Below are 24,858 nucleotides of genomic sequence, written 5' to 3'. Positions count from 1 at the left end.
GAGGAGTGCCAGCAGTGCGGTGGCCCACAGGGGGACCGGGCTGGTGGTCGCGCGGGGTGTCCGGAGGCCCGGCCGGGGAGTTGGCGGCCGGGTCCCCGGACGGCCGGGGAGACTCACGGCTCGATCAGGCCCGCGCGGATGGCGTAGCGGGTCAGCTCCAGCCGGTCGCGCAGGCCGAGCTTGTGCAGCAGGTTGGCGCGGTGGCGCTGGACCGTCTTGATGCTGATGTAGAGCAGGTCGGCGATCGACTGCGACGAGTGGCCCTCGGCCACCAGCTTCAGGACCTCCTCCTCACGGGGGGTGAGGACCTGGTCGGGGGTCTCCTCGCCGTGCCGGGCCCGGTCGAGGTAGTTGCGGATCAGCGCGGTCACCGCGCCCGGGTACAGGAACGGCTCGTCCCGCATGGCCGCCCGGCACGCGGCGACCAGGTCCCGGTCGGCGACGGACTTCAGCACGTAGCCGCTGGCACCGGCCTTGAGGGCCTGGAAGAAGTACTGCTCGTTGTCGTGCATGGTGAGGATCAGGATGCGCAGCCCCGGCTTGAGACCCGCCAGTTCGCGGGCGGCCTGCAGGCCGGTCATGCGGGGCATGGCGATGTCCAGCACGGCCAGGTCGACGTCGTGGCTGCGGGCCTGCTCGATCGCGTCGGCGCCGTCCCCCGCCTCGGCGACCACCTGCAGTTCCGGTTCCTGGTCGAGGATGAGCCGGACGCCGCGGCGCACCAGGGCGTGGTCGTCGGCCAGAAGGATGCGGATGTTCTCGGTCATGGGCAGGACTGCTTCCTGGGCACGGGCACGGGCACGGTGAGCTCGACCTGGGTTCCGGCGCGCGGAGCGGGGGTGATGTCCAGGGCGGCCCCGATGAGCAGGGCGCGTTCGCGCATGCCGAGGATGCCGGCGCCCTCCCGCGGAGCCTTGATGCCGCAGCCGTCGTCGGTCACGGCCAGGACCACGCCCGCCTCCGAGTGGTGCAGCGCCACGACGGCCCCCCGGGCGTCCGCGTGGCGGGCGACGTTGGTGAGGGACTCCTGGGCCACGCGGTAGAGGACCAGTTCCGTCTCCGGCTCCAGCGGGGGAAGGTCGGTGGTGAAGCGGCGGGTGACCTGCAGCCCCGTGTGGGTGGCGAAGTCCTCGGTGAGCGAGGTGAGGGCGCTGACCAGGCCGAGGTCGTCGAGCACGCCGGGGCGCAGGCGGCGCACCAGCCGGCGGACCTCGTCCAGGCTCTCCCGGGTGATCTCCTGCACCTCCTGCAGGTCCTTGCGCAGCGGGCCGGGTGCCTCGTCCGCGGCCCGCTTGAGCCCCAGCAGGATCGCGGTCATGCTCTGCCCGACCTCGTCGTGCAGTTCCTGGGCGATGCGGCGGCGTTCGGCCTCCTGGGCGAGCAGGACCCGGCCGCTGCTGGCGGCCCGTTCCTGCTCGAGGCGCTCCAGCATGGCGTTGAAGGTGCGGATCAGCTCGGCGACCTCGCCGCCGCCGCGGGCGGACAGCCGCTGCCCGGGGCGCAGCAGGTCCACGGTGGTCATCAGGCGGGTCAGCCGGTCCAGCGGGGCCAGCCCCCAGCGCAGCAGCGCGGCGTTGGCGACCAGCATCACCGCCAGGCCGCCCAGCAGGATGATCGCCTCGGTCAGCAGCACCGGCACCGACACGGTCACGGGCGCCCACAACAGCAGTCCCGTGGCGGTGCCCAGGACGACGGCGTTCAGGGCGAAGATCCGCCAGAACAGCGACACCGGTCGTCAGTCTCCTTCCGCGCTGCGGCCCGCTTCGGCTGTCGGGCGTCGTACGGCCCGGACCGGCTGCCGTGCCCGGCCGTCGGCCGGGCGCTCCGGGCCAGCCTGCCCGCCCCGGCCCGTGCGGGTATATGGGGCCCGGCCCCCATTTCCCGGAGCGCGGCGTACCCAGGGCCCGGGTCTGCATCCCGCGCACTGCCGCAAATGGGTCCCGCGCCCGATGGGTATGCACCGCGTCCCGGCCCAAGGTGGAGAGCAGGACCGAGCAGCCCGGCGCGGTGGCCGCACCGGGCACCGCCCGCCAGCGGACTCCGCGGCGGCACCGCCCGGTGCCCGGCCGCCCGTCCGGGCGCACCACCGCCCGGCCAACGGAAAGGGATCAGCCCAGTGACCGTCGACGCACCTCGTACCGACCCCCGTCCCGAGCGCATGACCACCCCCGAGGTGCGCCGGCGCCTGGAACACGCCCGCAGCACCCGGCTGACACAGCTGCACGCGCTCGAGGAGACCGGGCAGAGCGTGGACGACCATCTGGCGTCGATGCAGCGGGACGCCATCCGACGGGTCCTCGAAGAGATCGACGACGCGTTCGCCCGGGTCGACGACGGCAGCTACGGCACCTGCCTCGGCTGCGCCGAACCCGTTCCCGGGGAACGGCTGGAGATCCTCCCGTACACGCCCTACTGCGTTGCCTGCCAGCGCCGCGCCGCCGCCTGACGGGGCGGCCGGTCCCCGCCGTTCCTTCCCAGCGCTCTGCCCGAGGGGTCCAGTGGTGAACCACCGGCTCATCGCCGACCGTACGACGCATCTGACGCCCGAGGAGCTCACAGCCCTGCGGGAGAACCTGTTGGAGCAGCGCCTGTTCCGCCGGGAGCAGTTGCAGCAGCTCGCCGTCGCAGCCCCGTCCCGCACGGACGAGCCGCGACACGACGACGTCCCCTCCCGGGTCGAGGTGCACGTCAAGCTCGTCGCGTGCGCCCGCATGGTCCTCGCCGACGTGGAGGCTGCGCTGCGGCGCATGGACGAGGGCCGCTACGGGGTCTGCGGGCTGTGCCGGGGCCCCGTCGCGGCCGAGCGGCTGGCGATCGTGCCGCAGGCCCGCTACTGCGGGCGCTGCCGGCAGGTGAGGGAGGCCGGCCGGTGACCGCCGTCCGTAGGCGCCGCCTGCTGCCCGCGGGCACGGGTGTGCGCGTCCGGGCCGGCACCGGCGGCAGGATCACGGACCCGCTTCTGACGGCCGAGCAGATCCGCAGCCGCGGCATCGGCGGCGCCCTCCTGGCCACCCTGGCCCTGCACGCGACCGGCGCCCTCCCCGCGGGGTGCCCGCACCGCGTCCTCGATCGCCGCAACCTCGCCGGCTCGGACACGGCCTGGTCCCGCACCGCCCCCGCTGGACGATCTCGCCCTGGTCCCGGCCGGGCCCCGCTGAAGCGACGGTGCCGGCCGACGACCGGCCGGTCCCGTCCTGGCACCGCGGGTTCCGCACGACCGTTGCTGCCGCCACCGCGCTGGACCGTTGCCGCCGGATCCGTACCGGACCGGTCTACCCGCCGGCGGTGCCGGTGCTCCGCCAGAAGGCGAGCAGAGCTGTCGCCAGGGCCTCGGGAGCCTCCTCGGCCATGTGGTGGCCGGAGTCGACGGTACCGCCCTCGACGCGGTCGCCCGCCCAGTCCCGCCAGACCGCCGGCACGTCGCCGTACAGGTCGGCCATGTCGTCACCCGTGGCCCACAGCACCTGCAGGGGGCAGCCGATGCGCCGGCCGGCCCGCCGGTCGGCGTCGTCGTGCTCCCGGTCGATGCCCAGCCCGGCGCGGTAGTCCTCGCACATGGCGTGCACGGTCGCGGGGTCGTGGATCGCGCGCCGGAAGTCCTCGTAGGCCTCGGCGCCCATCTGCTCGGCGGTGGCCGCGTACCAGGCGTCGGGGTCGGCGTTGATGACGCGCTCGGCGGGTTTCTCGGTCTGCCCGAGGAAGAACCAGTGCCACCAGGCGGCGGCGAACGTGGCGTCGCAGCGCCGGAGCGCCTCGCCGATGGGGACGGCGTCCAGCACGCTGACGGCCGAGACGGCCCGCGGGTGGTCCAGGGCGAGACGGGTGGCCACGTACGCACCCCGGTCGTGCCCGGCGACGGCGAACCGCTCATGCCCCAGCCCCCGCATGACCGCGACGCAGTCGGCGGCCATGGCGCGCTTGGAGTAGGGGCGGTGGTGCGCGTCCGTGGCGGGCTTGTCGGAGCGCCCGTACCCCCGCAGGTCGGGGCAGACGACGGTGTGCCCGGCCGCGGCCAGCAGGGGAGCGACACGGTGCCAGGTGGCGTGGGTGCGCGGATGCCCGTGCAGGAGCAGGACGGCCGGGCCGCTGCCGCCGTGACGCACCCGCAGGTGGGCTCCGGCCCCTTCACGTCGCGTCAGCTCGAATCCGTCGAACACATGGCCTCCCCGGTGCCGGCGACCCGGTTCAGGTGCCCCTGGGCGACCGGTCCATGCGGGTGCCGCTCCCGGGCCGGTCCGGCGGCGGCCGGCGTCGACAGGCCGGGACGCACGAGCCACCGGGTGCCGCGAGGCCGCTCCCTCCGTGGCCACCAAGGGAGTGGTCACCGCCAACGCCCCCTCCCCCGATCCGAGTTCTCGGCTACGATCGCGTCGGCCGTCGTCGCGATCGGAGAGGGACCCGCATGTGGCGCAGACTGGTCGGCACCGTGGCCGGTCTGCTGGTGCTGTTCGTCGGCAGCCTCGCGTTCAACGCGGCGTCGGGGCAGAGCCGTTGGCCCGGACCGCTCGACTTCGTGCGCACGCACCCCTGGGTCGTGCTCCTGCTGCTGGTCCCCCTCGCCTGGGCCGGACTGCGCCAGGAGTCGCGCGAGGAGCCCCCGCCGCGTCCGGCCGCACCCATGACGTACCGGCTGCCGCCCCGCAACGTCCACTTCACCGGACGGGACGACGCCCTGCGGGAACTGCGGCGGCGCCTCACCTCGGCGGGCGACACGGCGACGCAGGTCGTGCACGGCCTGGGCGGGGTCGGCAAGACGCAACTGGCCGTCGAGTACGCGTACCGCCACTTGTCGAAGTACCGGTTCGTCGCCTTCGTCGACGCGGAGGACCCCGACCTCATCGCCACCCAGTTCGCCTCTCTCGCACGGGAGTTGGGACTACGGGAGGTGGGCTCGGAGCAGGCCGTGTCCGGGGTGTACTCCTCGTTGCGGGACCGCCGGCCCTGGCTGATCGTCTTCGACAACGCGGAGAACCCCGGCACGCTGCTGCACGCGCTGCCCTCGGGCGACCTGGGGCGCAACGGCCACGTCGTCGTCACCACCAGGGTGAGCGGCTGGTCGGCGGCGGGCGGCGTGCTGGACCTGCCGGTGTTCGGCAGACAGGAGTCGGTGGACCTCCTCGTCCGGAGGGTGCCCGGCACGAGCGCCGGGACCGCGGACCTCATCGCCGGCCAACTCGGCGACCTGCCGCTCGCGCTGGAGCAGGCCGCGGGTTACATGGGTTACCACCACACACCACCGGAGCAGTACCTGGCCCTGCTGCGCACCCGGCTCGACGACATGATCGCCCGGGGCGAGCCGGCCTACCGGCCGTCGGTGGTCGTCGCGACGCTGTGGCAGCTCGGCGTGGACCGGCTCCGGCGGGAACAGCCCCACGCCGTGCGGCTCCTGGAGCTGTGCGCCCTGCTGGCCCCGGAACCCATCGCGCTGGACCTGTTCACGGGAGCGCCCGAGCCGCTGGTGCCGTCGGCCGCGGATCCGCCGGCCTGGGACGCGACCGTGGGCGCCCTGGCCGGGCTCGGTCTGGCCCGGCGCGAGGACTCCTCCCTGCTGCTGCACCGGCTGGTCCAGGCGGCCGTCCGCGCCTCGATGACCGAGGAGCGCCGGGCGGCCTCGCGGGCGGGCCTGTGCCGTGCCCTGCTGGCGGCCGTACCGCACGACGTCCACGGCGATCCCGGGGCCGGGCCGCGCTGGCACCGGCTGCTCCCCCACGTGCTGGCCGTGACCCGAGGCGACGCACCCGCCGGCGCCACCGCGGAGACGGCGGAGCTGCTGCGGCTGGCCGCGGAGTTCCTCCTCTCGATCGGTGACCGCACGGTGGCACTGCCCCTGTGCGAGCGCGCCCTCGCGCTCGACGAGGCACTGGAGGGTCGGGACGCGGAGATCGGGTTCGACCTGATCACGCTGGCACAGATCCACCGCGACCTGGGCGCGCCGCAGACGGCACGGCCCCTCGCCGAGCGGGCGCTGCGGCTGCACGAGGCCGCTCTGCCTGCCGGGGATCCCGCCGTCGCGACGGACCTCGCGACGCTGGCACGGACACTGTGCATGCTCGGCGAGCACCGGGCGGCACTGCCGCTGGCCGAGCGGGCGCTCCACATCGACGAGGCGGCACACGGGCCGGACGATCCGTACGTCAGCTTCGACCTGATCGCCCTGGCGACGGTCCACTTCGAGATCGGCGACCCGGCGGCCGCCCTGCCGCTCATCGAGCGGGCCCTGCGGATCCGCGAGGTCCGCTATCCGCCCGACCACCTCTACATCGGCTACGCCCTGCTGTTCAAGGCGCGGGTGCTGGGGGCGCTGGGCGAACCGTCCTCGGCGGAGTGCGCCCGCCGGGGTGAGCGGATCCTGCGTTCCCGGCTCGGCGGCGACCACCCCAAGACCGAGGAGGCCCGGGTCCTGGCGGACCGGCTGACGGCGTAGGCGGCGGGCCCGTGCGCGGCCGGCCCCGGAGCGGCCGCGGCGTGCCGAGCGGGTGAGCGCCGGGGTCGGGACCGTGGGTCGGGAACGGCACAACAGGTCGGACGGCCAGGATTACGGGGCATCCGGGCAGGGAGCAGCCGCGCGACAAGGAGCGTCCACACCATGGGAACCGCTGTGCACGTCCCGCAGACCCGGGACATGATCGGGGAGGAACTCTCCGGAGACGAAGCGTTCGCCGCGTTGCGCCACTACGGGGGCTGGCGGTTCCTGATGGACTCCTTCGCGCGGTTCCGGTACGCGGACGGCTTCACCAACGCACGGGCGCTGGCCTTCCAGGTGGTGGTCGGTCTGGTGCCGTGCACCGTGGCGCTCGTCGGGCTGGCCACGTCGGTGCACACCGAGGCCGTGGGCCGGGTCATCGAGCTGACGCTGGGCCGGATCGTGCCGGGGGCGAGCGCGAAGATCGTGGAGGACGCCTTCGAAGGAACGCGGCGCACCGCACACGGCGACGTCTGGAGCACGGTGGCCCTGTGGCTCGGCCTCGGCTTCGCGCTGCTGAACCTGTCGTCGGCCATGGGACAGATCGAGCGCGGCGCCAACCGCATCTACGGGATCGAGCGGGACCGTCCTCTTCCGCGCAAGTACGCCCGGTCGTTCGTGCTCGCCCTGGCCGCCGGCCTGCCGCTGGTCCTGGGGTTCGTCGTCCTGGTCGCGGGCCGGGCCGTGGGAGACGCCGTGGCCGAGACCGCCGGCTGGGAGGGCGGCGTGGGGCGGTGGTGGGGCGTGCTCGAGATCCCGGTGGGGCTCGTCCTGGCCTGGGTGGCCTCCGCCGTGATCTTCCGCTGGTCCCCGCGGCGGGTCCAGCCCGGCTACACCTGGCTGGCCTTCGGCTCGGCGGTGCACCTGCTGCTGTGGGTGGCGGCCACCTGGCTGCTCGCGCTGTACGTCGAGGAGAGCGGTGCGTTCGGCGCCGTGTACGGGCCGCTGACCGCTTTCATCGCGCTGCTGCTGTGGGCGAACCTGACGGCGGTGGCGCTGTTCCTCGGCATCGCGTTCGCCGCCCAGCTGGAAGCGGCCCGGGCCGGGATCGACTCGGCTGTCGAGCCGGATCCCGGCCCGGGCGCGTGAGGCCGGGCGGATCGGGGGCGGCTCCGGGGCCGGCAGCCGCCCGCCGCGTCTTCAGCTGCTCGCCGCGGCGGTCACCGTGGCGGGGTCCACTCCGGTCAGTTCGACGACGCGGTGCGGGGGCACGCCGGCGGCCAGGGCACGGCCGATGAGGCCGTCGCGGCCGTCGGCGCAGTCGCGGTAGGCGAGCAGTTCCTCTTCGAGACGGGCGAGGGACTGCGGGGTCATGGCGTGGCGCAGCCGGCTGAGTTCCTCGTCGCCGAGCGGGACCGGCACGCTCTCGGCGTCCGCCGGGATGGCGCCGGTCTCCTCCGGCGGCAGCAGCCGCAGGTACGGGGAGGTGGGCGTGGCGTCGTGGGCGTCCAGCCAGGCGCGTACCGCGGGCGTCTCCATGCAGGCGAGCTCGCCGACGGCGGCCGGGGGCACGCCGAGCGGCGCGGACGGGTCGTCCAGCAGGAACAGGTAGGCGTCGTCGGTCAAGACCGGCTCCTTGTCACAGTGGGGGGCTGATGGACCTCCCTTTACCCCGCCGCGTCCGGATTAGCGCCGTCGGACGGCGCAGATGAGCCCGTACGGCACAGGGGCGGGCGAGCGTCGCCCGTGGGGGCCGGGCGGGTGCCGCGCCGGCCGGAACGGACGGGCCCCACCCGGCCGGGACCGGGTGGGGCTCCGCGAGCGCCTACGAGCCGACCGTCAGGGTGAAGCGGCGGGGGTTGGGGTCGTGGGCGGCGCCCGAGACGTCGGGGCGTCCGTCCGGGCGCACGTCGTCGTAGGGGAAGGCGTAGCCGATGGGCGTGTGGGCGTGGACCAGTCGCGCCCAGTGGTTGGTGGACGGGTCGCGGTAGTAGTCGGACGGGGCGGGGCCGTTGGGCTGGTCGGGGTGCGTGAGGAGGGTGGAGCGGTTGAAGCCGGCGGCGAGGCGGGCCAGGAGGGCCTTGCGGTCGTCGGAGTCGGCGGGGTTGTTGGTGAACGGGCCGTGGTTGCACGTGAACACGTCCTTCGACGTCGGCCTGGTGAAGGAGTGGCCCCCCGTGAAGGTCAGCACGTCGCCGGAGACCCGTCCGGTGCGGACGCCGCGCCCTCCTTGCAGGTCGATGCGCAGGTCGGTGGTGCGGTACTTCTGCCAGACGCGGTCGATGTAGCCGGTGAAGGCGTCGCGGAAGGGCATCTGGTCGGGCCGGTCGAAGTACGGGGCCATGTGGTTCTGCGGGGAGATCACCCGCAGGACGGAGCCGCCCGAGCGGACGACCAGCTTGTCCCAGGGCTGTCCGTCGCGGGCCGCCTGGGCGACCAGGCCGTCGGCTATGCGCTGGACGGCGCCGGCCGGGAGGGGCGCGACGGTGTGTGTGGCGTCGCCCGTCAGCGTCAGGCCGATGGGCAGGGCGGTCACGAGGTCGACGTAGCTGATGTTGGCGTACAGCTGCGAGGAGTTGAAGGTGAACTCGGCGAAGGACCAGACGCGGTGGAAGTTGGGGTCGGCCGGTGTGGCGAAGGACGGTTCGACCAGGGCGGGTCCGGGGTTGAGGAAGAAGTCCAGCTTGCTGTCGCGCACGAAGTAGACGCGGGCACCGTACATCCGAGGCAGCGTCAGGACGACCGGGCCGGCGCCGGCCGGGCGCAGCGGGATGGCGCAGTCGACGGGCAGCGGCGTCAGGGGGCGGGACGGGGACTCCGGCCGGTACACGCCCCCGCCGGGGCGCAGCAGCAGCCAGCGGCCGGTGCCCTGTTCGAAGCCGGTGACGTAGGCGTGGACGGTGCCGGGCAGTGAACGGTTCTCCAGGGCGAGTTCACAGGTCACGGGCGCGGCCGCGGCGGTGGGGGAACCGACCGCGGCCGTGGCCGCGACGGCGGCCGTGCCGGCGAGGAACGCTCGGCGGGTGAAGCGGGGAGACTCGAGTCCGGGCATGGCGCACTCCTGCGGGTGTGGGGAGAGGAGCAGGTGGCGCCACACTTTCCTGGCGTGTTCCGTACCGGTCAAGACATGGCGTTGAGAGCGCTCTCAGATTGTCGAAGTCTTCACAAGTCGAAGCGCCGGTTCAGGCCGGAAACCGACGGTTCGTCAATCGTGCAGGGCTTGGTGGAAACCGGTGTTGACCGCGGTGAGGCCGCCGTCGACGACCAGGGCCGTCCCGGTGATCCAGGACGCGTCGCGGGAGGCCAGGAAGGTCACGGCGGCGGCGATGTCCTCCGGCTCCCCGACCCGGCCCAGCGGATACAGCCCCCGCACGGCCTCGAGGTCCGCGTCCCGGCCCTCCCACGCGCTGGTGCGCACGGTGCCCGGAACGACGAGGTTGACGCGGACGCCGCGCGCGGCCGCGTGTCCGGCCAGCGTGCGGGTCAGGGAGGCCAGACCGGCCTTGGCGGCGCTGTAGGCGTGGTTGCCGAAGTCCTGCAGGCCGTTGACCGAGCCGACGGAGACGATCGCGCCGCGCCCGGATTCCACCAGGTGCGGCAGGGCTGTGCGGCAGCAGCGGTAGGCGCCGGTCAGCGTGACGTCCAGGTCCCGCGCCCAGGACTCGTCCGGCTGTTCCTCGAACCGGGGCAGGTCGGGCGAGCAGTGGGCGGCGCAGTTGACCAGGACGTCGAGCGAGCCGAAGGCGCGCACGGCGCGGGCGACGGCCGCGTCCACCGCCTCCTGGTCGGCCACGTCGCAGGCGCACGCGGCGGCCGTGAACCCCTGCTCGGACAGTTCCCGCGCCGTCCGCTCCGCAGCGTCCGGGTCCCGGTCGGCGACCAGGACCCGTGCTCCCTCCCGTGCGAACCGGCGGGCGGTGGCGGCGCCGATGCCGCGTCCCCCGCCGGTGATGAGAACTCCGTACCCCTCGAAGCGCGTGGTGTCCGTCATGGGCCGACCGTACTGCCTGCCGTGACCACGGCGCCGCGCCGTTCCGGGGGCGCGGGCGACGCGGGCGCCACCGCGGACGGCAGCCTGATCAGTCGTGCCGGGCGGGTCCCAGGGTGTGCAGCAGCCGGGCGGCGGCGTCCCGCAGCCGGGGCGAGGAGGCGGTGGTCGGGCCGGTCAGCCGGGCACGGGTGGCGTCGGGAGTCGGGTGGTGACCCAGCCGGAGCGCGGTTTCCGCTCGAACTCGTCGAGGGTGACCAGGCCCCAGCAGCCGATCAGCCCGTCCGCGTAGACGCACAGGTCGGTGAGGTAGTGGTCGCCGCTGCGGATGAAGGCGTGCCGCCAGGTTCCCGGGACGCGTATGCCGTCCGCGGTGCGGTAGGTGACCCGTTCGCCGATCATCCGGGTCATTGTGGCAAGGGGGCGCCGCGCCGCGACGCAATTGAGGCCCGGCCACCCTCTGGCTTGCGGGAACGGCGGCAGCCGGTCCCGCGCCGCGGCTCAGCGCGGGACCGGCTGCCGAGGGGACGGCGGGTCAGGAGGACTGGGCGCTCTGGTACAGGTTCTGCGCGTCCGCGCCGAAGTACGGGCCGTACATGGCGTTGGGCAGGAAGTTGTACTTGAAGCTGTTCACCGACGACTGCAGCCCTGTTCCGGTCGCCTCGTCGAACTGCGTGAACCAGGGACCGCCGCTGGAGCCGCCGGTCATGTTGCAGGTCAGTCCGTGGTCGCCGGAGAGCAGGAAGTCGCGGAACGTGGTGCCGCTGCAGTAGATGAACTTCTCGCCGTCGTAGGGCGCCGCGGCCGGGAAGCCGAAGGCGTACATCGCTTTGCTGTAGCCGGTGTTGAAGGCCACGCCCTGGCCGCCGACCGCGTCGGTGAGCCTCGTGCCGTCCAGCGGGGAGACCACGGCGGCGCCGATGTCGTAGTTGATGTCCTCACTGGCCGTCCACTGGGGCGTGGACAGGAGCCTGGCCGCGGTCCAGGTGCCGTGGGGGCGCTGGCCGTCGCGGTAACCGGGCACGAACACCCAGTTGGTGTGCCAGGCGCCCTGCATCTTCACGCAGTGCCCGGCCGTCAGCACCGTGGACTTGTTGGCACTGGTGACCGCGTTGCCGGAGCAGGAGGCGGTGCGTCCCTGGTAGGTGAAGAACACCCGGCCCGCGGTCCTGGTCACCGCTCCCCCGCCGGACCAGGGCCCGCCGCTGTGCGGGAAGGCCAGGGGGCCGACGGCCGAGGCGGGTGCGCTGGGCGGCACGACGGCCGCCCTGCCCTTGCGCGGGGCCGCGCTGCGCACGTCGGCGGGGTCGATGGTCAGGACGTCGAGCGGGGTGGCCTCGCGCATCCGTTGGGCGGTCCAGAAGGACAGGGCCCGTTCCTGCGCCGAGGGGCTCAGGACACCGGGGTCCGGTGCGGCGCCGGCGGGCGCGGCGGTGACGCCCGTCGCCAGCAGGGCGGCGACGGCGGCGAGTGCGCCGAGGAGGGTGCGGCGGGCGGGGGTGCCGCCACCGGAGGAGCGAGGGCTGCGGGGTCTGCCTATCACGCGGTCTCCTTCTGCTGTGGGGGCCGGGCGCCGGGGTGCCGGTCCGCCCGGTCAGGCAGGGGTGTCACTGCGGACAGTCAGAGGGCAGCGTGCCACCGGAACACCAGAATGGACAGGTGCATGTCATAACGATGGCCGAAATACCGCGTGGCACGGTGCGCGCGGGCACAGGGAAGGACCCGGCCTCCGTGCGGAGACCGGGTCCTGCCGGAACCGTGGGTGTCAGTAGGCGGAGCCGGAACCGCCCATGCCGCCGGTACCGCCCGTGCCGCCCAGCGGGTCGGTGCCGCCCACCGGGCCCGTGGGGCCGGTGGGGCCGGTGCCGCCGGTGGGACCGGTGCCGCCGCCCGGCTGGATCCGGCCGCGCCACGCGCCGGACTCGGCGCCGCGCTCCTCGATGTACTCCTTGAACCGCTTCATGTCGCCCTTGACCCGGCGGTCGATCGTGCCCATCATGTCCGCGACCTTGTCCATCGCCCCGCTGGGCTCGACCTCCATCACCAGCTCCACCCGGGTGTGGGTGTCGTCCACACGCTCGAAGCGCACGGAGCCCCTCTGGTTGGTGTCGCCGCTGGTCGTCCGCCAGGTGACGCGCTCGTCGGGCAGCTGGTCGACGATCTCCGTGTCGAACTCGCGGCGCACTCCGCCGATCTTCGTCGTCCAGTGGTTGTGGCGGTCGTCCACCTGCCTGACCTCTTCGACGCCCTCCATGAAGTTCGGGAACTCCTCGAACTGCGTCCACTGGTTGTAGGCGGTGTGCACGGGGACGCCGACTTCCACGGTTTCCTTGACGGTGCTCATCCGTATGCCTCCGTATTCACTGATCGACTGCAGGAGGCCCATCGGCCCACTGAGGTCCGGGCCCGTGATCGACGGGTACCCCTGATACGGCGTTTGCCACCTCCCCGCGGGCGGGGATCGCGCCGCACCCCTGACCGACCTCGTCGAACGCGGATACGATCCCGGCGTGCGCCTTCCCCGTTCCGCCGCCGGCTGGACCATGGCCGTGTTCGGCGTCCTCGCCGCCGCCCTCGGAGCCGTCGGCCTGGTCTCGCCCGCCGCCCAGTTGGCCCTGCTGGGGCTCGACTCCCCCCGCGGCCGCGCGGCCGGGGACCTCACCCCCGCGTTCATGACGGCGTCGTCGATGGCGGCGCTGAACATGGGCGTGTACTACGTCCTGGCGGCGCTGGCCGACTGGCGGGCCTTCTTCCGGTGGACAGTGCCCTTCCGGCTCCTCACCTGCACGGTCTTCACGGTCGCCGCCCTCACCGGCCGGGCTCCCGGCGTGTTCGTCGGCGTCGGGCTGTGGGAGGGGGCCGGCGCCCTCGCCACGGCGGCCGCACTGCGGTACGACCGCCGCCGGGGCGGGGCGACGGTGCCCGCCGTGCGGCCGGCGGGCTGAGCCGGCCCCGGCCGCACCGGACAGGGACAGCCGCCCGGTCCGCTCAGGCGGCGGGGGCGCCGGTGCCCGGCGTCTTCGCGCGGAAGCCGTGGCCGCACTGCGGACAGTGCGACTGTCGCCGCCCAGGCCCAGCACGCCGTACTGCCCGAGGGCGCCGAGAAGGCGGAGGCGAGGTCCGCTTCCCGTCGGCGTTCTCGGTCGTCAGCAGGACCACGGGGGTGCCGACGCAGAGGATGCCCGGCCTGAACGCGAGGTGGCTGTCGTTCGTCATGGCGGGGGACGCTCCGACCGGGACGTTTCGCCGAAGCCGGGCCGGGCGAGAATCGACGCCTGGCGGGGTCACGCGGGTGCGTGCACGCGAGGCCGCCCGCGCCGGGTGGGCCCGGCCCGGGGCGGTTCGCCGGTCACGACCCGGGATCGGGCGCGTGGGTCAGAAGCGGTGCTGCTGCTGCGGCTGCCCGTACGCCTGGCCGCCGGGGCCCGACGCGTCCTGGGACCGGAGCTGCTCGGCCTGCTCCTTGGTCAGCTTCTGTTCCGCGCCGCAGAAGGTGCACTGCGTCTGGTACTTCGTCGAGATCGGGAACAGCGGGACGAAGAACAGGGTGAACTTCGTGACGCGCTTCCTGAGCGTGTGCGCGGCGGGGTTGCCGCACTGGCCGCACACCAGCGTCAGTATCGCCAGCTGGTACAGATAGCCCTTGGTGCCGAAGATGATCACGTGTGGTCCTTCCCGGGTCGGATCTTCCTCCAGTGTCCTGTATCCCGGGTTCCCGGTGCGCACCCCTCGATCGTGTGGAGAGCCCGGCGGCGTGTGGTCCACTCGGGTGACGGCGGGCCGAGCGGGGCCCGGAGCGCCGGTACCGTGCCGCGGTGACCTCGATCTCACCCGAAACGCAGTCCGTATCCACCGACGACCTGGGCTCCCTCGTCCTGCAGTCCTGGCCGGGCCCGACCCCCGGCGGGAACGTCCCCTACCTTCTGGCCTGCTCCCTCGGAGACGGCCCGGGTGGTCCGCAGGCCACGTCGAAGGCCGTCGAGCAGCTGCTGACGGGCGCCGGGCTGCCCCCGGGAGAGGGTCTCGTGCACGCCACCCAGCGCCCCGGCCTGCCGGTGAGCCTGCTCGTCGTGCCCGGGTCGGCCGTGCTGACCGTCCAGAACCTCAGGGCGCAGTTCGTCCCGCCGGAGAACTGGCTGCAGGCCGTGGCCGAACTCGGCTTCGCCTACCTCATCTTCGCCACCCGGCCCTGGCCGGCCGGCACCGAGCCCGGTGACGTGAGGACCCTCGCCGCGTTCACCTCGGACGAGGAGACCATGACCTCGTCGTCGCACGTCGTCCTGCCCGCCCGCAGCCTGCGCGCCTGAGTGACGGCCCCCGGCCCGGTCGCGCGAAAGGGCCGTGACCGGGGCGCCCGCATGCCGGTCGCGCGGCAGCGGCCGGTCCTCGGTACACCCGCACAAGCCCGGCCGCACGGAAGTGACCGGCGCCCGGCACACCGCGGCCCGGGCCGCGCGCAGGCGTTCCGGGCCGCGGTGTGCTCCGGCTCAGGCGGACAGGGCCGCCAAGACCACGGCCTTGGCCTCGTCCTGGACCTGTGCGAGGTGGTCGGGGCCGAGGAACGACTCGGCGTAGACCTTGTAGACGTCCTCGGTGCCCGAGGGGCGGGCCGCGAACCAGGCGTTGTCCGTGGTCACCTTGATGCCGCCGATCGCCGCGCCGTTCCCGGGAGCCTCGGTGAGAACGGCCGTGACGGGGTCGCCGGCCAGCGTGTCGGCGGTGACCTGCGCCGGGGACAGCTTCGCGAGGAGTGCCTTCTCCTCCCGGGTCGCGGGCGCGTCGATGCGCGCGTAGGCCGGCTCGCCGAAGCGGGCGGTCAGCGCCGCGTAGTGCTCCGACGGGGTCTTGCCCGTGACGGCGGTGATCTCCGCGGCGAGCAGCGCCAGGAGGATGCCGTCCTTGTCGGTGGTCCACACGGAACCGTCCCGCCGCAGGAACGACGCACCGGCGGACTCCTCGCCGCCGAAGCCGATGGTGCCGCCGACCAGCCCGTCGACGAACCACTTGAACCCGACGGGCACCTCGACCAGTTCGCGGCCCAGGTCGGCGGCGACGCGGTCGATCATCGCGGAGGACACCAGGGTCTTGCCGACGCCGGTGGCGGCCGGCCAGCGGTCGCGGTGGGCGTAGAGGTAGGAGATCGCGACGGCCAGGTAGTGGTTGGGGTTCATCAGACCCGCGTCCGGGGTGACGATGCCGTGCCGGTCGGCGTCGGCGTCGTTGCCGGTGGCCACCTGGAAGCGGTCGCGCTGCTCGATGAGCGAGGCCATCGCGTACGGCGACGAGCAGTCCATGCGGATCTTGCCGTCCCAGTCCAGGGTCATGAAACGCCAGGTGGGGTCGGTGTGCGGGTTGACCACGGTCAGGTCGAGACCGTGCTGCTCGGCGACGCGGCCCCAGTAGGCGACCGACGCCCCGCCCAGCGGGTCGGCGCCGATGCGCACCCCGGCCGTGCGGATCGCGTCCAGGTCCAGCACACCGGGCAGATCCGCGACGTACGCGCCCAGGAAGTCGTAGCGCCCGGTGCCCGGGGCGGCGAGGGCCCGGGCGTAGGGGATGCGGCGCACGTCCTTCAGGCCGCCGCGGATGATCTCGTTGGCCCGGTCCTGGATCCAGGAGGTGGCGTCGGAGGCGGCGGGGCCGCCGCTGGGCGGGTTGTACTTGAACCCGCCGTCGCCGGGCGGGTTGTGGGAGGGCGTGACGACGACGCCGTCCGCGAGGCCGGTGGTGCGGCCGCGGTTGTGGGTGAGGATGGCGAGCGAGACCGCCGGGGTCGGCGTGTAGCCGTCCGCCTGGTCGATCAGCACGGTCACCTCGTTGGCGGCGAACACCTCCAGGGCCGTGACGCGCGCGGGCTCCGACAGGGCGTGGGTGTCGGCGCCCAGGAAGAGGGGGCCGTCGATGCCCTGCTCGGCGCGGTACTCGCAGATGGCCTGGCTCGTCGCGGCGATGTGGTCGTCGTTGAACGCGCTCGCCAGGGACGAGCCGCGGTGCCCGGAGGTTCCGAACGCGACGCGCTGCCCCGGGTCGTCGAGGTCCGGGTGGAGCGCGTAGTAGGCGGTGACCAGCCTGGCGACGTCGACGAGATCCTCGGGTCCGGCCGGACTGCCCGCTCGCTGGTGCTGCATGGCCCGCTCCTCCGCATGGGTTGTTCTTTCGCTTGCGTCACATCCTTCCCCGTCACGCCCGCACCGCGCGAGGGGGGACCCCGGCCACGACCGGATGCGCACGCGCGCACCGGTGTCCCGGCCCGTCAGCGCCTGCGGGCGCCTCCGGGCGCACGAGAGGGCGGCGCTACGGGTCCCCGGATCGACCGGTGACGCGCCGCGCCGCCTGTGTCCCTCGTGGCCGGCACGCCGTACGTGCCGGCCACGCTCAGATCCGCCCGCCGGTGAGCCGGGTGAGCGGCCCGTGCGCACCGCGCTCCGCGCGGCGGCCCACGGCGTAGGAGGCGGCGCTCAGCACGGTGAGGCCGGCTCCGACACCCGCGGCGACGAGCTTGCGGTGGGCGATGACCGTCCAGGCCGTCTTGGCCGTGGTGGCGACATGACCGGAGGCCGTCACGACCGCCTGGCGCCCGGCCTCGACGGACTTGGCCGCGGTCTGCGCCGCCGACTTCGTCGTCTCGGCCGTGCGCTCGGCGCCCGCCTTGGCCGCTGACGTGGCGTCACCGGCCTTGCCGGCCGCACGCTTCGCGGCCTGGGACGCCGGCGCGGTCGCCTTGTCCGTGGCGCTTCGGGCCTTGGACTCGGCCGTCCGCGTCGTGGTCGCCTTCTGATTCGTGCGCTTGTTCTCTTCAGTCATGTGACACCGCCTTGCCTCTGGCTCCGGACGCAAACCCGTTCGGTCGCGCGCCGGTCGGGGTACGGGTGCCTGAGCACCGCGAGACGGGGGTAGTCGGGCTACGGAGACACACAACGGAGCACCCGATCACGGGTCACCGAACACCGAACACCGAGGAAGGTGCGTCATGGCCGGAATGCTCAACCGCATCAAGGATTTCGCCCGCAGCCCACAGGGCCGGAGGGCCATGGAACAGGCACGCCGGGCCGCCGCCGACCCGCGCAAGCGCTCGCAGGCCCAGCGTCTGCTCGGCAAGCTGCGGGGCCGCGGGCACTGACGGGAGGGTCCTGTTCGTCCCGTTGACCAACTCTTCGCACCCGTAGGTGTGTTGCCGCCCGTCTTGGGCACCTGGGTGGCATCACTCATCCGAGAGGAGCTGGTTTCATGGCCGGGGCGGGCAACGGCAGGAGGCTCTGCGCCTTAGGGGTCGCCGGTGTGCTGGCGGGAACGGTGCTGGTCGGCTGCGGCGACGGCGGCGGCGCGAAGGACGAGGCGGGGGCCTCCGCGGCGAGGACGAGCGCCGGGGCCGAGGAGCAGGGCACGCAGGCGGTGCGCTCGGCCTACGACAGGACGGCCGAGGAGGACACCGCGAAGGTGAGGCTGCGGGTGCAGACCTCCGCCGAGGGCCGCTCGGAGACGGCGAACGGTCAGGGCGCCGTCGACCTGGAGGACGGCGACAGCGTCATGACCCTCAGCGTGCAGGGGCAGCGGATCGAGCAGCGGGTGATCGACCGCATCCTGTACCAGAAGGTGCCCGAGGGCCAGGCGCCCGGCGGCAAGCCCTGGATCAAGATCGACATCGGGAAGGTCGCCGCGCAGCAGGGCGCCGGTGACGGCTCGATGAGCGATCCGGCGCAGTCGGCGGCGTACGCCAAGGCGGTCACCGACAAGGACGTGACCAAGAAGGGCACCGAAACGATCGGCGGTGTGCGCACGACCCACTACCGCGTCTTCGTCGATGTCGCCCAACTGCCCAACGGCGACACCCTGCGCAAGCAGGTCGGCCCCACGCTGCCGATGGACGTGTGGCTCGACGACGAGGGCCGGATGCGGCGGCAGCAGATCGACATGACGGTCAAGGCGCCGGCGCAGTCGCAGGAGCGCTCGTCCTCGGAGGCCTCCTCCGCACCGCAGCGGTTCACGGTGCGCACGGTCATGGACTTCACCGATTTCGGCACCGAGGTCGAGGCGGACGCACCCCCGGCGGGGCAGGTCACCGACATGACCGGCAAGATCCTCGAGCAGGGCGGGAAGCAGAGCTGATCCAGGCCCCGCCGCCTGACGCAGCCGGCCACGGACCCTCCCGGTGAGGCCGTCCGCGGCCGTCGCGCGTGCGGGGCGGACGGAGGTGGGCCGTGACCGGTTCCGGCGACCGCCGCCGGCGGGTCATGGGGCAGGATGGGACCATGAGCGTAGTCAAGATCAATGTGCTGACCGTGCCCGCCGAGCAGCGGGAGACGCTGGAGAAGCGCTTCGCCTCCCGCGCGCACGCCGTCGAGAACTCCGACGGGTTCGAGTGGTTCGAGCTGCTCCGTCCCGTGGAGGGCACCGACACCTACCTCGTCTACACGCGGTGGCGGGACGAGGCGTCGTTCCAGGCGTGGATGGAGGGGCCCATGAAGTCGGCGCACCAGGGCGGAGGTGAGGGCGGCGAGCGGCCCAGGCCCGCCGCGAGCGGCTCGACCCTGTGGTCCTTCGAGGTCGTGCAGCAGGCGGGCCCGAAGGACGCCTGAGCCGACGGAGGTCTTCTGCCGACGTTCCCGTGCCCGGCGGCACGGGAACTCCTCCCCCGTCGAGGTCCCCCGCGCCGCCCGGCGGCGCGGGGGACCTCGGGCGTGACGGGCCCGGGATCAGCCGCGGCGGGACCGGCTGGGTGCCGCGGTGCGGCCGACGGCGGCCGCCAGCTTGCGCAGCCGCCGCCAGTCCAGCCGCGGCGGCGCCTCGGGCACCCCGGGCCGGTCGCGGGGCACCCGTACGCGCAGGGCACGGCGGGCGATGCGGCAGTGGACGGGTGAGGGCAGCGTGAGGCCCTCGCCGTCGAGGCCGACCTCCAGCTGCGGTTCGTCGGCCTCGACGAGGACGTGGTGGGCGGTCAGCACCGTCAGCCCCTCCGGGCGGGGGGAGAGCAGCAGTTCGGCCGCTTCGACGGCGCTGTCCACCCGGACGGCGAGTACGCCGAGCCGCCCGGAGTTGAGCCGTTCGCGGCGGCCGAATCCGAAGGGGTCGTCCATGCGGTAGGCGTTGTTGCTCACCAGGACGGCCTGCGGGTCCGCGATGGTCGTGCCGTCGGCCCGGGCGGTCAGGCGCGGGCCGCTCTGCCGGGTCAGCAGGTCGGGCAGCCGTTCCAGGGCGGCGCCCACCTTGTCCTCGCGGTAGCCGGGGCTCTGCACCACGGCCCCGTACACGCCGAAGGAGGCGTTGTTCACGAACGGACGGTCGGCGGCGAAGCCGAGGTCGACGCGGAGTTCCACGCCGTCGGTGAGGGCGTCCAGGCAGGTGGCGGGGTCGTCGCGGTCCAGGCCGAGGTCCATGGCGAAGTGGTTGCGGGTGCCGGCCGCGATCACGAGGAAGGGCAGGCCGTGTTCCGCCGCGACGGAGGCGACCAGGGCCTGGGTGCCGTCGCCGCCCGCGACGCCCAGGAGGTCGGCTCCGTCGGCCACGGCGGCGCGGGCGAGGGCGGTGACGTCCTGCTGCTGGTCGGGGTCGAGCAGGACCACCCGGGCGCCCAGGGCCTCGGCCTTCTCCTTGAGCTGGAACCTCTCCACCTTGCCGCCGCCGGAGCGGGGGTTGAGCAGCAGGAAGGGGCGCTCGGGCGGCGGTGTGCGGTACTCCTTGACGCGGACCGGCCGCAGTCCGGTGCTGCGCAGCGCGTACCGGCCGCTCCACACCGCTGCGGACCACAGCAGCAGGGACAGGAGCACCACCCAGAGCAGGTTCGCCGCGGCGAAGAGGGTGATGAGGGCGACCGGGGCGGCGAGGGAGAGGGCGGCGGCCGCCATGCGGACCACACCCCGCCGGGACAGGACCCACCAGAGCGCGGCGGCGGTCAGGGCCAGCCCGGCCGCGCCCGCCGCGAGCAGCAGCAGTCCGCCCAGCCCGCCCGCGACGAGGGGCAGCAGCACCGCGAGGGCGGCGGCGGCCAGGGCCGCTCTCGCGGCCCATCGCTGCCGGCGGTGGTGCTGCTCGCTCATCGCCGATCCCATCTCGTCCTCCGCTCGAAGGCCGGGCGCGGGCGGGCCGGCGGATCGCGCCCCGCCGCGACCATGGTGCCCGCCGGCGCGCCGGCTCGGCCACCGTCGTCGCTGACGGCTCCCCCGCCGGTCGGCCGGCCGGACGTGAAGATCCTCCGGGGCGGAGTCACCCGTAGCGTACGCGGCTCGCCCGGCACCGCCCGCGTACACCGGTGCACATCGGCCCCCATCGGCGCCCACGGCGGGGCGACCACCTCTTGACCAGTGAGTCTCGTTACGCAACTCTGCAGGTCACGGTCGTCGACGGCGAGGAGGCCGGCACGCGATGGAATGGACGGGCGCGCGGTACGCGGATCAGCCGACGGTGGAGGTGGCGACCTGGATCGACGCCCCGCCGGGCCGGGTGTGGCAGCTGGTGTCGGACGTGACGCTGATGCCGGAGATGAGCGGTGAGCTGCTGTCCGCCCGGTGGGCCGACGGGAGCACCGGTCCTGCCGTCGGAGCCCGGTTCGTCGGCCGGAGCCGGCACGAGGAGTTCGGCGAGTGGGAGACCACCTCCACCGTCGTCGCCTGCGACCCCGGGCGGCTGTTCGCCTGGGCGGTCGGGGACCCCGCCGAGCCCGGCGCGCTCTGGCGGTTCGGCCTCCGCGCGGGGGACGGCGGCACGGACCTGTCCCAGTGGATGCGGATGGGGCCCGGCCGCTCCGGGCTCTCCGTCGCCATCGACGCGATGCCCGGCAAGGAGCAGAAGATCGTGTTCGTGCGGCTGCGGGAGTTCGAGCGGGGCATGACCGCCACGCTGGAGCACGTCAAGCGGCGGGCGGAGGCGTGATGCGCACGGCCACGACCGTGGAGGCGTCCGCTCTCGGCTCCTGGTCCCGGCAGGCCGACTTCGTCGTCGAGGCCGAGAAGCTCGGGCTCGACATCTGCTGGGTGGCCGAGGCGTGGGGCTCCGACGCCCCGTCCGCCCTGGGCTACTACGCGGCGCGTACGCAGCGGATGCTGCTCGGCTCGGGCGTGATGCAGGTGGGCACGCGCACACCGGTCGCGCTGGCACAGACCGCCATCACCGTGTCCAACCTCTCCGGCGGGCGTTTCCTGCTGGGACTCGGTCCGTCCGGCCCCCAGGTCGTGGAGGGATTGCACGGGGTGCCGTTCGCCCGCCCCCTGGCCCGGGTGCGCGAGACGGTGGAGATCGTCCGGCAGGTGATCGCGGGCGGCAAAGTCGCTTACAGCGGTTCGGAGTTCACGATCCCGCTGCCCGGTGGGGAGGCGGTGCCGATGCGGCTGTCACTGCGCGCCGAGCACCCCGTGCCGGTCTACCTGGCCGCGCTGTCGCCCGCCATGCTGCGGCTGACCGGGCGGATCGCGGACGGCTGGCTCGGCACCAGTTTCGTGCCCGAGGGGGCCGCGCGGGCGTACTTCGCCCCGCTGGAGGAGGGGCTGGCCGCAGCCGGGCGGGAGCGGGCCGCATTCGACGTGTGCCAGGGCGCCGAGGTCGCGTTCGCCCCGGACGAAGAGGCTCTGGCCGCCATGGTCGCCGGCCGGAAGAAGGAACTCGCCTTCAGCCTGGGCGGCATGGGCTCGGTGTCGACCAACTTCTACAACCGGGCCTACAGCCGCCAGGGCTGGGCCGAGGTGGCCGCGGAGGTCCGGGAGCGCTGGCGGGCGGGCGACCGGGACGGGGCCGCGGGACTCGTCACGGACGAGATGGTGCTGGCGACGACCCTCATCGGCACGCAGGACATGGTCCGGCGCCGGCTGCGCGTCTGGCGCGACGCCGGTGTCGACACGGTCCGTCTCTACCCGGCCGGTGACACGCTCGACGCCCGGCTCGCCACACTCGGCAGGGCGATCGAACTGGTCCGGGAGGTGAACGCGGAGAGCTGACGCGCCGCGGCCGTCATCGGCGCACCCGGGGACCTGTCCGAGCGGTTGCCCGGACGTCCTCGCCATCGACGGCGCCCGACCGGGCCAGGGGCCGAGAGACGATCGGGGCTTGACGGGGCGGGGCGGGCTCGGACCTACTGGAAGGCGCAGCCGGCCGTGTCGGGGGGGCCGGTCCGGAGCCGGTCCTCAGGGACCGGCCCGCTCGGTTTCCTCCCCTCGGCGCGCAGGGCAGGGGGGCGGATGGTGCGCGGACGATGGGCGGCGGTGCTGGGCCTGGTGGCCTGCCTGCTGGTGCTGCCCCTGCTCGCGCCCGGACCGGCGGACGACGGGCCCGACGCCGTGACGGTCACCGCGGCCGTGGGGCCCGCGGCGACCGGCCCGGCGCAGAACTCCGGAGCCGCGGCGACCGGGGAGCCGTCTCCCTGCGAGCAGGACCCGTCGCTGCGGCATCTCCTCGTGCGGGTGCCCCGGACCGGGGGCGCGGCCGGTGCCGACACCCCGGCGGCCGGGGCGCCGAAGGCGTTCCGGGACGGCGCGGAGTTCCGCGCGGCGGCACCGGGACGGGCTCCCGCGGCGGTCGCGACGCCTCCTCGTGCCGTCGAACTGCAGGCGTTCCGCTGCTGAGGGCGGCGGTACCGCCCAGGGCCTGCGCCGTGCGGCCCGGGTACCGCCCCGGTACCCGATCGCGGTGACGTGCAGGCCTTCGTGTGTCCCCACGCCGATGACACAGGAGGCAGTGATGCCCGGAAAGCGCGTCGTCGTTCTGCGGCCGGACGAACTGAGCCCGGACGACGTGAAGATGTGGCGGGAGATCCGGACCGAGTCCGGTGCCCCGGCCAACCCCTTCCTCGACCCGGCGTTCACGCTGGCGGTGGGGCGGGTCAGGCCCGGGGCGAGAGTGGCGGTGCTGCTGGAGGACGACTGTCCCGTGGGCTACTTCCCCTACGAGTCGGGGCCGTTGGGACGGGGGCGGGCCATCGGGCTGGGGGTGTCCGACAGTCAGGGGGCCGTGCTGCGGCCCGGCATCCGGCTGGACGCCCACGGGCTGCTGCGGGTGTGCGGGCTGTCGACCTGGGAGTTCGACAACCTCGAAGCCGGCCAGGGCTGGTTCGAGCCGTACGCGGCCGAGGAACTCGCCTCGCCCGTCGTCGACCTCGGCGAGGGCTACGAGCGGTACGCGGACGGGTTGCGGGAGAGGTCGCCGGGCTTCCTCAGACAGACCCTGGCCAAGGAGCGCCGGCTGGCCCGGCGGGTCGGCGAGGTGCGGTTCGCCTACGACTCCCGGGATTCCGGGGCTCTGGAGGCGTTGATGGCGTGGAAGTCGGCGCAGTACCGGCGCACGGGCCGGCGGGACCGTTTCGCGCAGAAGTGGATCACCCGGCTGGTGGACCTGCTCGGGCAGGGCGAGGACCGGGAGTGCCGGGGCGTGCTGTCCGTGCTGTACGCCGGGGAGCGGCCCGTGGCCGCGCACTTCGGCCTGCGCTCGCGCACGGTGCTGTCGTGGTGGTTCCCGGCGTACGACCGCGCCTACGGGCGGTACTCCCCCGGCCTGGTGCTGCAGCTGAGGATGCTGCGGGCCGCTGCGGCCGACGGTGTGGAGACGGTCGACCTGGGCAGCGGCCCGGCCCGGTACAAGGAGTCGCTCAAGACCCGCGACCTGCGGGTGTACGAGGGAGCGGTGGTCCGTCCGGTGCCGGGCGGGGCCGTGCACTGGCTGGGCCGGGAACCGGCCCGGGCGGCCCGCCGCTTCGTGCGCAACCGGCCGCGGCTGGCCGGTGCGGCCGCCCGGACGCTGGAGGAACTGGGCCGGCTGCGCGACCGGTGAGGGCGGGCGCCCGGACCCGGCGGGTCCGGGCGCCCGCCCCGTTCTCAGCGCGTGGCGGTCCAACTGTGGGCGACGTCCACGACGATGCGGCCGTCCAGCTGCAGCACCCGGAACGGCAGCCGGGCGCGCACGCCGAGGCCGATCTGGGTCTCCCCCTCGAAGCTGCCGGCGTACCGCGTGTCACGGAAGGTGCGGTAGCCGGTGAGGTCCACGCCCGGCAGCGGACGCGCCACCCGGCCGGGATACGTGGCGGCACCCGTCTCCGGGTCGTAGGCGGGCGCGCCGACGCGCACCTCGAGGACCGCACCGCCGGCCACGGGGATGTGGCGGCCGGATCCGTCCTGGTGGAGCGCGTCGACGTACCGGACCGAGTAGCCGGCGCCGGTGCCCGCGCCGGGCACGTCGACGACCATCCGGTCGTAGCAGTCGTGCCGGCCGGTGCGGATGTCCCGCACGGGCGCGACCGCGGTGGTGGTCGCGGACTTGGCGAGGCTGCCCCAGCCGGTCGGGCAGGACGCGGTCGTGGCGCTCCGGGCCGCCGCCGGTGCGGCAGCGGCGGGCACCGCCGCCACGGCCACCGTGGCCCCCACGATCGCGAGAGTCGCACATGCTGTTCTGATACGTACCATTGCCGCCCCCCGGGCTTGCGTGCTGGTGATACCGATGAGACGGCCCACCGCGCCGAAAGGTTGTACTTGCCGCGCCGGAGCGAAGAGAT

25 protein-coding genes and 2 pseudogenes are annotated in these 24,858 nt (G+C 74.1%); 13 read left to right on the top strand and 14 right to left on the bottom strand.

From position 1 onward, the window contains the following. Positions 1-113 precede the first annotated feature (113 nt). Together Q5694_RS02805 and Q5694_RS02800 are read right to left on the bottom strand one after the other, a co-directional pair. On the bottom strand, positions 114-767 hold the full coding sequence (locus tag Q5694_RS02805) for a response regulator transcription factor (protein WP_333930338.1): 654 nt from the start codon (positions 765-767) through the stop codon (positions 114-116). Then, positions 764-1,729 (bottom strand): HAMP domain-containing sensor histidine kinase, encoded by a 966-nt coding sequence (locus Q5694_RS02800; protein WP_333930337.1) that lies wholly within the window; start codon positions 1,727-1,729, stop codon positions 764-766. The genes Q5694_RS02805 and Q5694_RS02800 overlap by 4 nt, the downstream gene beginning before the upstream one ends. A gap of 387 nt (positions 1,730-2,116) precedes the next feature. Here Q5694_RS02800 and Q5694_RS02795 point away from each other — a divergent pair, with 387 nt between their 5' ends. Both Q5694_RS02795 and Q5694_RS02790 read left to right on the top strand, forming a co-directional pair. Next, a complete protein-coding gene (locus Q5694_RS02795) occupies positions 2,117-2,446 on the top strand; it encodes a TraR/DksA family transcriptional regulator (protein WP_333930336.1) in 330 nt (109 codons plus the stop codon). 55 nt (positions 2,447-2,501) lie between these two features. Further along, the gene (locus tag Q5694_RS02790; RefSeq protein WP_333930335.1) at positions 2,502-2,873 is read left to right on the top strand and encodes a TraR/DksA family transcriptional regulator; all 372 of its coding nucleotides are present in this window, start codon (positions 2,502-2,504) and stop codon (positions 2,871-2,873) included. A 399-nt stretch (positions 2,874-3,272) separates the two neighbouring features. Here Q5694_RS02790 and Q5694_RS02785 read toward each other — a convergent pair whose 3' ends face one another. Beyond that, the gene (locus tag Q5694_RS02785; RefSeq protein ID WP_333930334.1) at positions 3,273-4,157 is read right to left on the bottom strand and encodes an alpha/beta fold hydrolase; all 885 of its coding nucleotides are present in this window, start codon (positions 4,155-4,157) and stop codon (positions 3,273-3,275) included. 245 nt (positions 4,158-4,402) lie between these two features. Between Q5694_RS02785 and fxsT the strand changes: the two genes are divergently transcribed. Both fxsT and Q5694_RS02775 read left to right on the top strand, forming a co-directional pair. Then, the gene (gene fxsT, locus Q5694_RS02780) at positions 4,403-6,424 is read left to right on the top strand and encodes an FxSxx-COOH system tetratricopeptide repeat protein (protein WP_333930333.1); all 2,022 of its coding nucleotides are present in this window, start codon (positions 4,403-4,405) and stop codon (positions 6,422-6,424) included. A 162-nt stretch (positions 6,425-6,586) separates the two neighbouring features. Further along, positions 6,587-7,552, top strand: coding sequence for a YihY/virulence factor BrkB family protein (locus Q5694_RS02775; RefSeq protein ID WP_333930332.1), 966 nt, complete (start codon positions 6,587-6,589; stop codon positions 7,550-7,552). Between the two features lie 51 nt (positions 7,553-7,603). Here Q5694_RS02775 and Q5694_RS02770 read toward each other — a convergent pair whose 3' ends face one another. From Q5694_RS02770 to Q5694_RS02745, 6 genes and pseudogenes are all read right to left on the bottom strand, one after another. Continuing rightward, complete coding sequence (locus Q5694_RS02770; RefSeq protein ID WP_333930331.1) at positions 7,604-8,029, bottom strand: DUF6003 family protein; 426 nt, start codon at positions 8,027-8,029, stop codon at positions 7,604-7,606. Between the two features lie 199 nt (positions 8,030-8,228). Next, positions 8,229-9,455, bottom strand: a complete 1,227-nt coding sequence (locus Q5694_RS02765) for a glycoside hydrolase family 64 protein (protein ID WP_333930330.1) — start codon at positions 9,453-9,455, stop codon at positions 8,229-8,231. A 153-nt stretch (positions 9,456-9,608) separates the two neighbouring features. Then, a complete protein-coding gene (locus tag Q5694_RS02760; RefSeq protein WP_333930329.1) occupies positions 9,609-10,394 on the bottom strand; it encodes an SDR family NAD(P)-dependent oxidoreductase in 786 nt (261 codons plus the stop codon). A gap of 195 nt (positions 10,395-10,589) precedes the next feature. Continuing rightward, positions 10,590-10,793, bottom strand: a pseudogene (locus Q5694_RS02755) (DUF7638 domain-containing protein); the annotation flags it as partial. 133 nt (positions 10,794-10,926) lie between these two features. After that, positions 10,927-11,934, bottom strand: coding sequence for a trypsin-like serine peptidase (locus Q5694_RS02750; protein ID WP_333930327.1), 1,008 nt, complete (start codon positions 11,932-11,934; stop codon positions 10,927-10,929). A 345-nt stretch (positions 11,935-12,279) separates the two neighbouring features. Continuing rightward, positions 12,280-12,735, bottom strand: a pseudogene (locus Q5694_RS02745) (SRPBCC family protein); the annotation flags it as partial. A gap of 166 nt (positions 12,736-12,901) precedes the next feature. Between Q5694_RS02745 and Q5694_RS02740 the strand changes: the two are divergent. Continuing rightward, positions 12,902-13,336: a hypothetical protein gene (locus Q5694_RS02740; RefSeq protein ID WP_443040796.1), complete on the top strand. Its 435-nt coding sequence runs from the start codon at positions 12,902-12,904 to the stop codon at positions 13,334-13,336. Between the two features lie 430 nt (positions 13,337-13,766). On the opposite strand, the gene Q5694_RS02735 is transcribed toward Q5694_RS02740, so the two are convergent. Beyond that, entirely contained in the window at positions 13,767-14,054 is a 288-nt protein-coding gene (locus Q5694_RS02735) for a zinc-ribbon domain-containing protein (RefSeq protein WP_333930326.1), read from the bottom strand. 152 nt (positions 14,055-14,206) lie between these two features. Between Q5694_RS02735 and Q5694_RS02730 the strand changes: the two genes are divergently transcribed. Continuing rightward, positions 14,207-14,698 carry a DUF5949 family protein gene (locus tag Q5694_RS02730; RefSeq protein WP_333930325.1) on the top strand — a complete coding sequence of 164 codons (492 nt, stop codon included), beginning with the start codon at positions 14,207-14,209 and terminating at the stop codon, positions 14,696-14,698. 180 nt (positions 14,699-14,878) lie between these two features. Here Q5694_RS02730 and pgm read toward each other — a convergent pair whose 3' ends face one another. Both pgm and Q5694_RS02720 read right to left on the bottom strand, forming a co-directional pair. Continuing rightward, positions 14,879-16,519 carry a phosphoglucomutase (alpha-D-glucose-1,6-bisphosphate-dependent) gene (gene pgm / locus Q5694_RS02725; RefSeq protein WP_333930324.1) on the bottom strand — a complete coding sequence of 547 codons (1,641 nt, stop codon included), beginning with the start codon at positions 16,517-16,519 and terminating at the stop codon, positions 14,879-14,881. Between the two features lie 247 nt (positions 16,520-16,766). After that, complete coding sequence (locus Q5694_RS02720; protein ID WP_333930323.1) at positions 16,767-17,195, bottom strand: hypothetical protein; 429 nt, start codon at positions 17,193-17,195, stop codon at positions 16,767-16,769. Between the two features lie 166 nt (positions 17,196-17,361). Between Q5694_RS02720 and Q5694_RS02715 the strand changes: the two genes are divergently transcribed. From Q5694_RS02715 to Q5694_RS02705, 3 genes are all read left to right on the top strand, one after another. Then, positions 17,362-17,511, top strand: a complete 150-nt coding sequence (locus Q5694_RS02715) for a hypothetical protein (protein ID WP_333930322.1) — start codon at positions 17,362-17,364, stop codon at positions 17,509-17,511. Positions 17,512-17,669: 158 nt separating this feature from the next. After that, positions 17,670-18,497: a hypothetical protein gene (locus Q5694_RS02710; RefSeq protein ID WP_333930321.1), complete on the top strand. Its 828-nt coding sequence runs from the start codon at positions 17,670-17,672 to the stop codon at positions 18,495-18,497. Positions 18,498-18,640: 143 nt separating this feature from the next. Then, positions 18,641-18,967, top strand: a complete 327-nt coding sequence (locus Q5694_RS02705) for an antibiotic biosynthesis monooxygenase family protein (RefSeq protein ID WP_333930320.1) — start codon at positions 18,641-18,643, stop codon at positions 18,965-18,967. Positions 18,968-19,084: 117 nt separating this feature from the next. On the opposite strand, the gene Q5694_RS02700 is transcribed toward Q5694_RS02705, so the two are convergent. Further along, positions 19,085-20,437, bottom strand: a complete 1,353-nt coding sequence (locus Q5694_RS02700) for a diacylglycerol/lipid kinase family protein (RefSeq protein ID WP_333930319.1) — start codon at positions 20,435-20,437, stop codon at positions 19,085-19,087. Positions 20,438-20,750: 313 nt separating this feature from the next. Between Q5694_RS02700 and Q5694_RS02695 the strand changes: the two genes are divergently transcribed. The 4 genes from Q5694_RS02695 (at position 20,751) to Q5694_RS02680 (ending at position 24,140) form a co-directional block, all read left to right on the top strand. After that, positions 20,751-21,257, top strand: coding sequence for an SRPBCC family protein (locus Q5694_RS02695; RefSeq protein ID WP_333930318.1), 507 nt, complete (start codon positions 20,751-20,753; stop codon positions 21,255-21,257). Beyond that, positions 21,257-22,315, top strand: a complete 1,059-nt coding sequence (locus Q5694_RS02690) for an LLM class flavin-dependent oxidoreductase (protein WP_333930317.1) — start codon at positions 21,257-21,259, stop codon at positions 22,313-22,315. Before Q5694_RS02695 ends, Q5694_RS02690 begins: the two co-directional genes overlap by 1 nt. A 240-nt stretch (positions 22,316-22,555) precedes the next feature. Next, on the top strand, positions 22,556-22,939 hold the full coding sequence (locus tag Q5694_RS02685; RefSeq protein WP_333930316.1) for a hypothetical protein: 384 nt from the start codon (positions 22,556-22,558) through the stop codon (positions 22,937-22,939). A 115-nt stretch (positions 22,940-23,054) separates the two neighbouring features. Continuing rightward, positions 23,055-24,140, top strand: a complete 1,086-nt coding sequence (locus tag Q5694_RS02680; protein WP_333930315.1) for a GNAT family N-acetyltransferase — start codon at positions 23,055-23,057, stop codon at positions 24,138-24,140. 44 nt (positions 24,141-24,184) lie between these two features. Here Q5694_RS02680 and Q5694_RS02675 read toward each other — a convergent pair whose 3' ends face one another. Further along, complete coding sequence (locus Q5694_RS02675; RefSeq protein ID WP_333930314.1) at positions 24,185-24,769, bottom strand: AMIN-like domain-containing (lipo)protein; 585 nt, start codon at positions 24,767-24,769, stop codon at positions 24,185-24,187. Between the last annotated feature and the right edge of the window lie 89 nt (positions 24,770-24,858).

Origin of the sequence: Streptomyces sp. AHA2, assembly GCF_036857595.1 — a bacterium.
In the GTDB taxonomy this organism is placed as follows: domain Bacteria; phylum Actinomycetota; class Actinomycetes; order Streptomycetales; family Streptomycetaceae; genus Streptomyces.
Note: the sequence above shows the minus strand (reverse complement) of the source record. Positions and strands in the feature narration are given on the sequence as shown.

Bases quoted from the DNA above. Each gene is read 5' to 3' on its own strand.
- Q5694_RS02805 (WP_333930338.1), bottom strand. From the start codon at position 767: ATGACCGAGAACATCCGCATCCTTCTGGCCGACGACCACGCCCTGGTG.
- fxsT (WP_333930333.1), top strand. From the start codon at position 4,403: ATGTGGCGCAGACTGGTCGGCACCGTGGCCGGTCTGCTGGTGCTGTTC.
- Q5694_RS02775 (WP_333930332.1), top strand. From the start codon at position 6,587: ATGGGAACCGCTGTGCACGTCCCGCAGACCCGGGACATGATCGGGGAG.
- Q5694_RS02765 (WP_333930330.1), bottom strand. From the start codon at position 9,455: ATGCCCGGACTCGAGTCTCCCCGCTTCACCCGCCGAGCGTTCCTCGCC.
- Q5694_RS02760 (WP_333930329.1), bottom strand. From the start codon at position 10,394: ATGACGGACACCACGCGCTTCGAGGGGTACGGAGTTCTCATCACCGGC.
- pgm (WP_333930324.1), bottom strand. From the start codon at position 16,519: ATGCAGCACCAGCGAGCGGGCAGTCCGGCCGGACCCGAGGATCTCGTC.
- Q5694_RS02720 (WP_333930323.1), bottom strand. From the start codon at position 17,195: ATGACTGAAGAGAACAAGCGCACGAATCAGAAGGCGACCACGACGCGG.
- Q5694_RS02715 (WP_333930322.1), top strand. From the start codon at position 17,362: ATGGCCGGAATGCTCAACCGCATCAAGGATTTCGCCCGCAGCCCACAG.
- Q5694_RS02705 (WP_333930320.1), top strand. From the start codon at position 18,641: ATGAGCGTAGTCAAGATCAATGTGCTGACCGTGCCCGCCGAGCAGCGG.
- Q5694_RS02700 (WP_333930319.1), bottom strand. From the start codon at position 20,437: ATGGGATCGGCGATGAGCGAGCAGCACCACCGCCGGCAGCGATGGGCC.
- Q5694_RS02695 (WP_333930318.1), top strand. From the start codon at position 20,751: ATGGAATGGACGGGCGCGCGGTACGCGGATCAGCCGACGGTGGAGGTG.
- Q5694_RS02690 (WP_333930317.1), top strand. From the start codon at position 21,257: ATGCGCACGGCCACGACCGTGGAGGCGTCCGCTCTCGGCTCCTGGTCC.
- Q5694_RS02685 (WP_333930316.1), top strand. From the start codon at position 22,556: ATGGTGCGCGGACGATGGGCGGCGGTGCTGGGCCTGGTGGCCTGCCTG.
- Q5694_RS02680 (WP_333930315.1), top strand. From the start codon at position 23,055: ATGCCCGGAAAGCGCGTCGTCGTTCTGCGGCCGGACGAACTGAGCCCG.
- Q5694_RS02675 (WP_333930314.1), bottom strand. From the start codon at position 24,769: ATGGTACGTATCAGAACAGCATGTGCGACTCTCGCGATCGTGGGGGCC.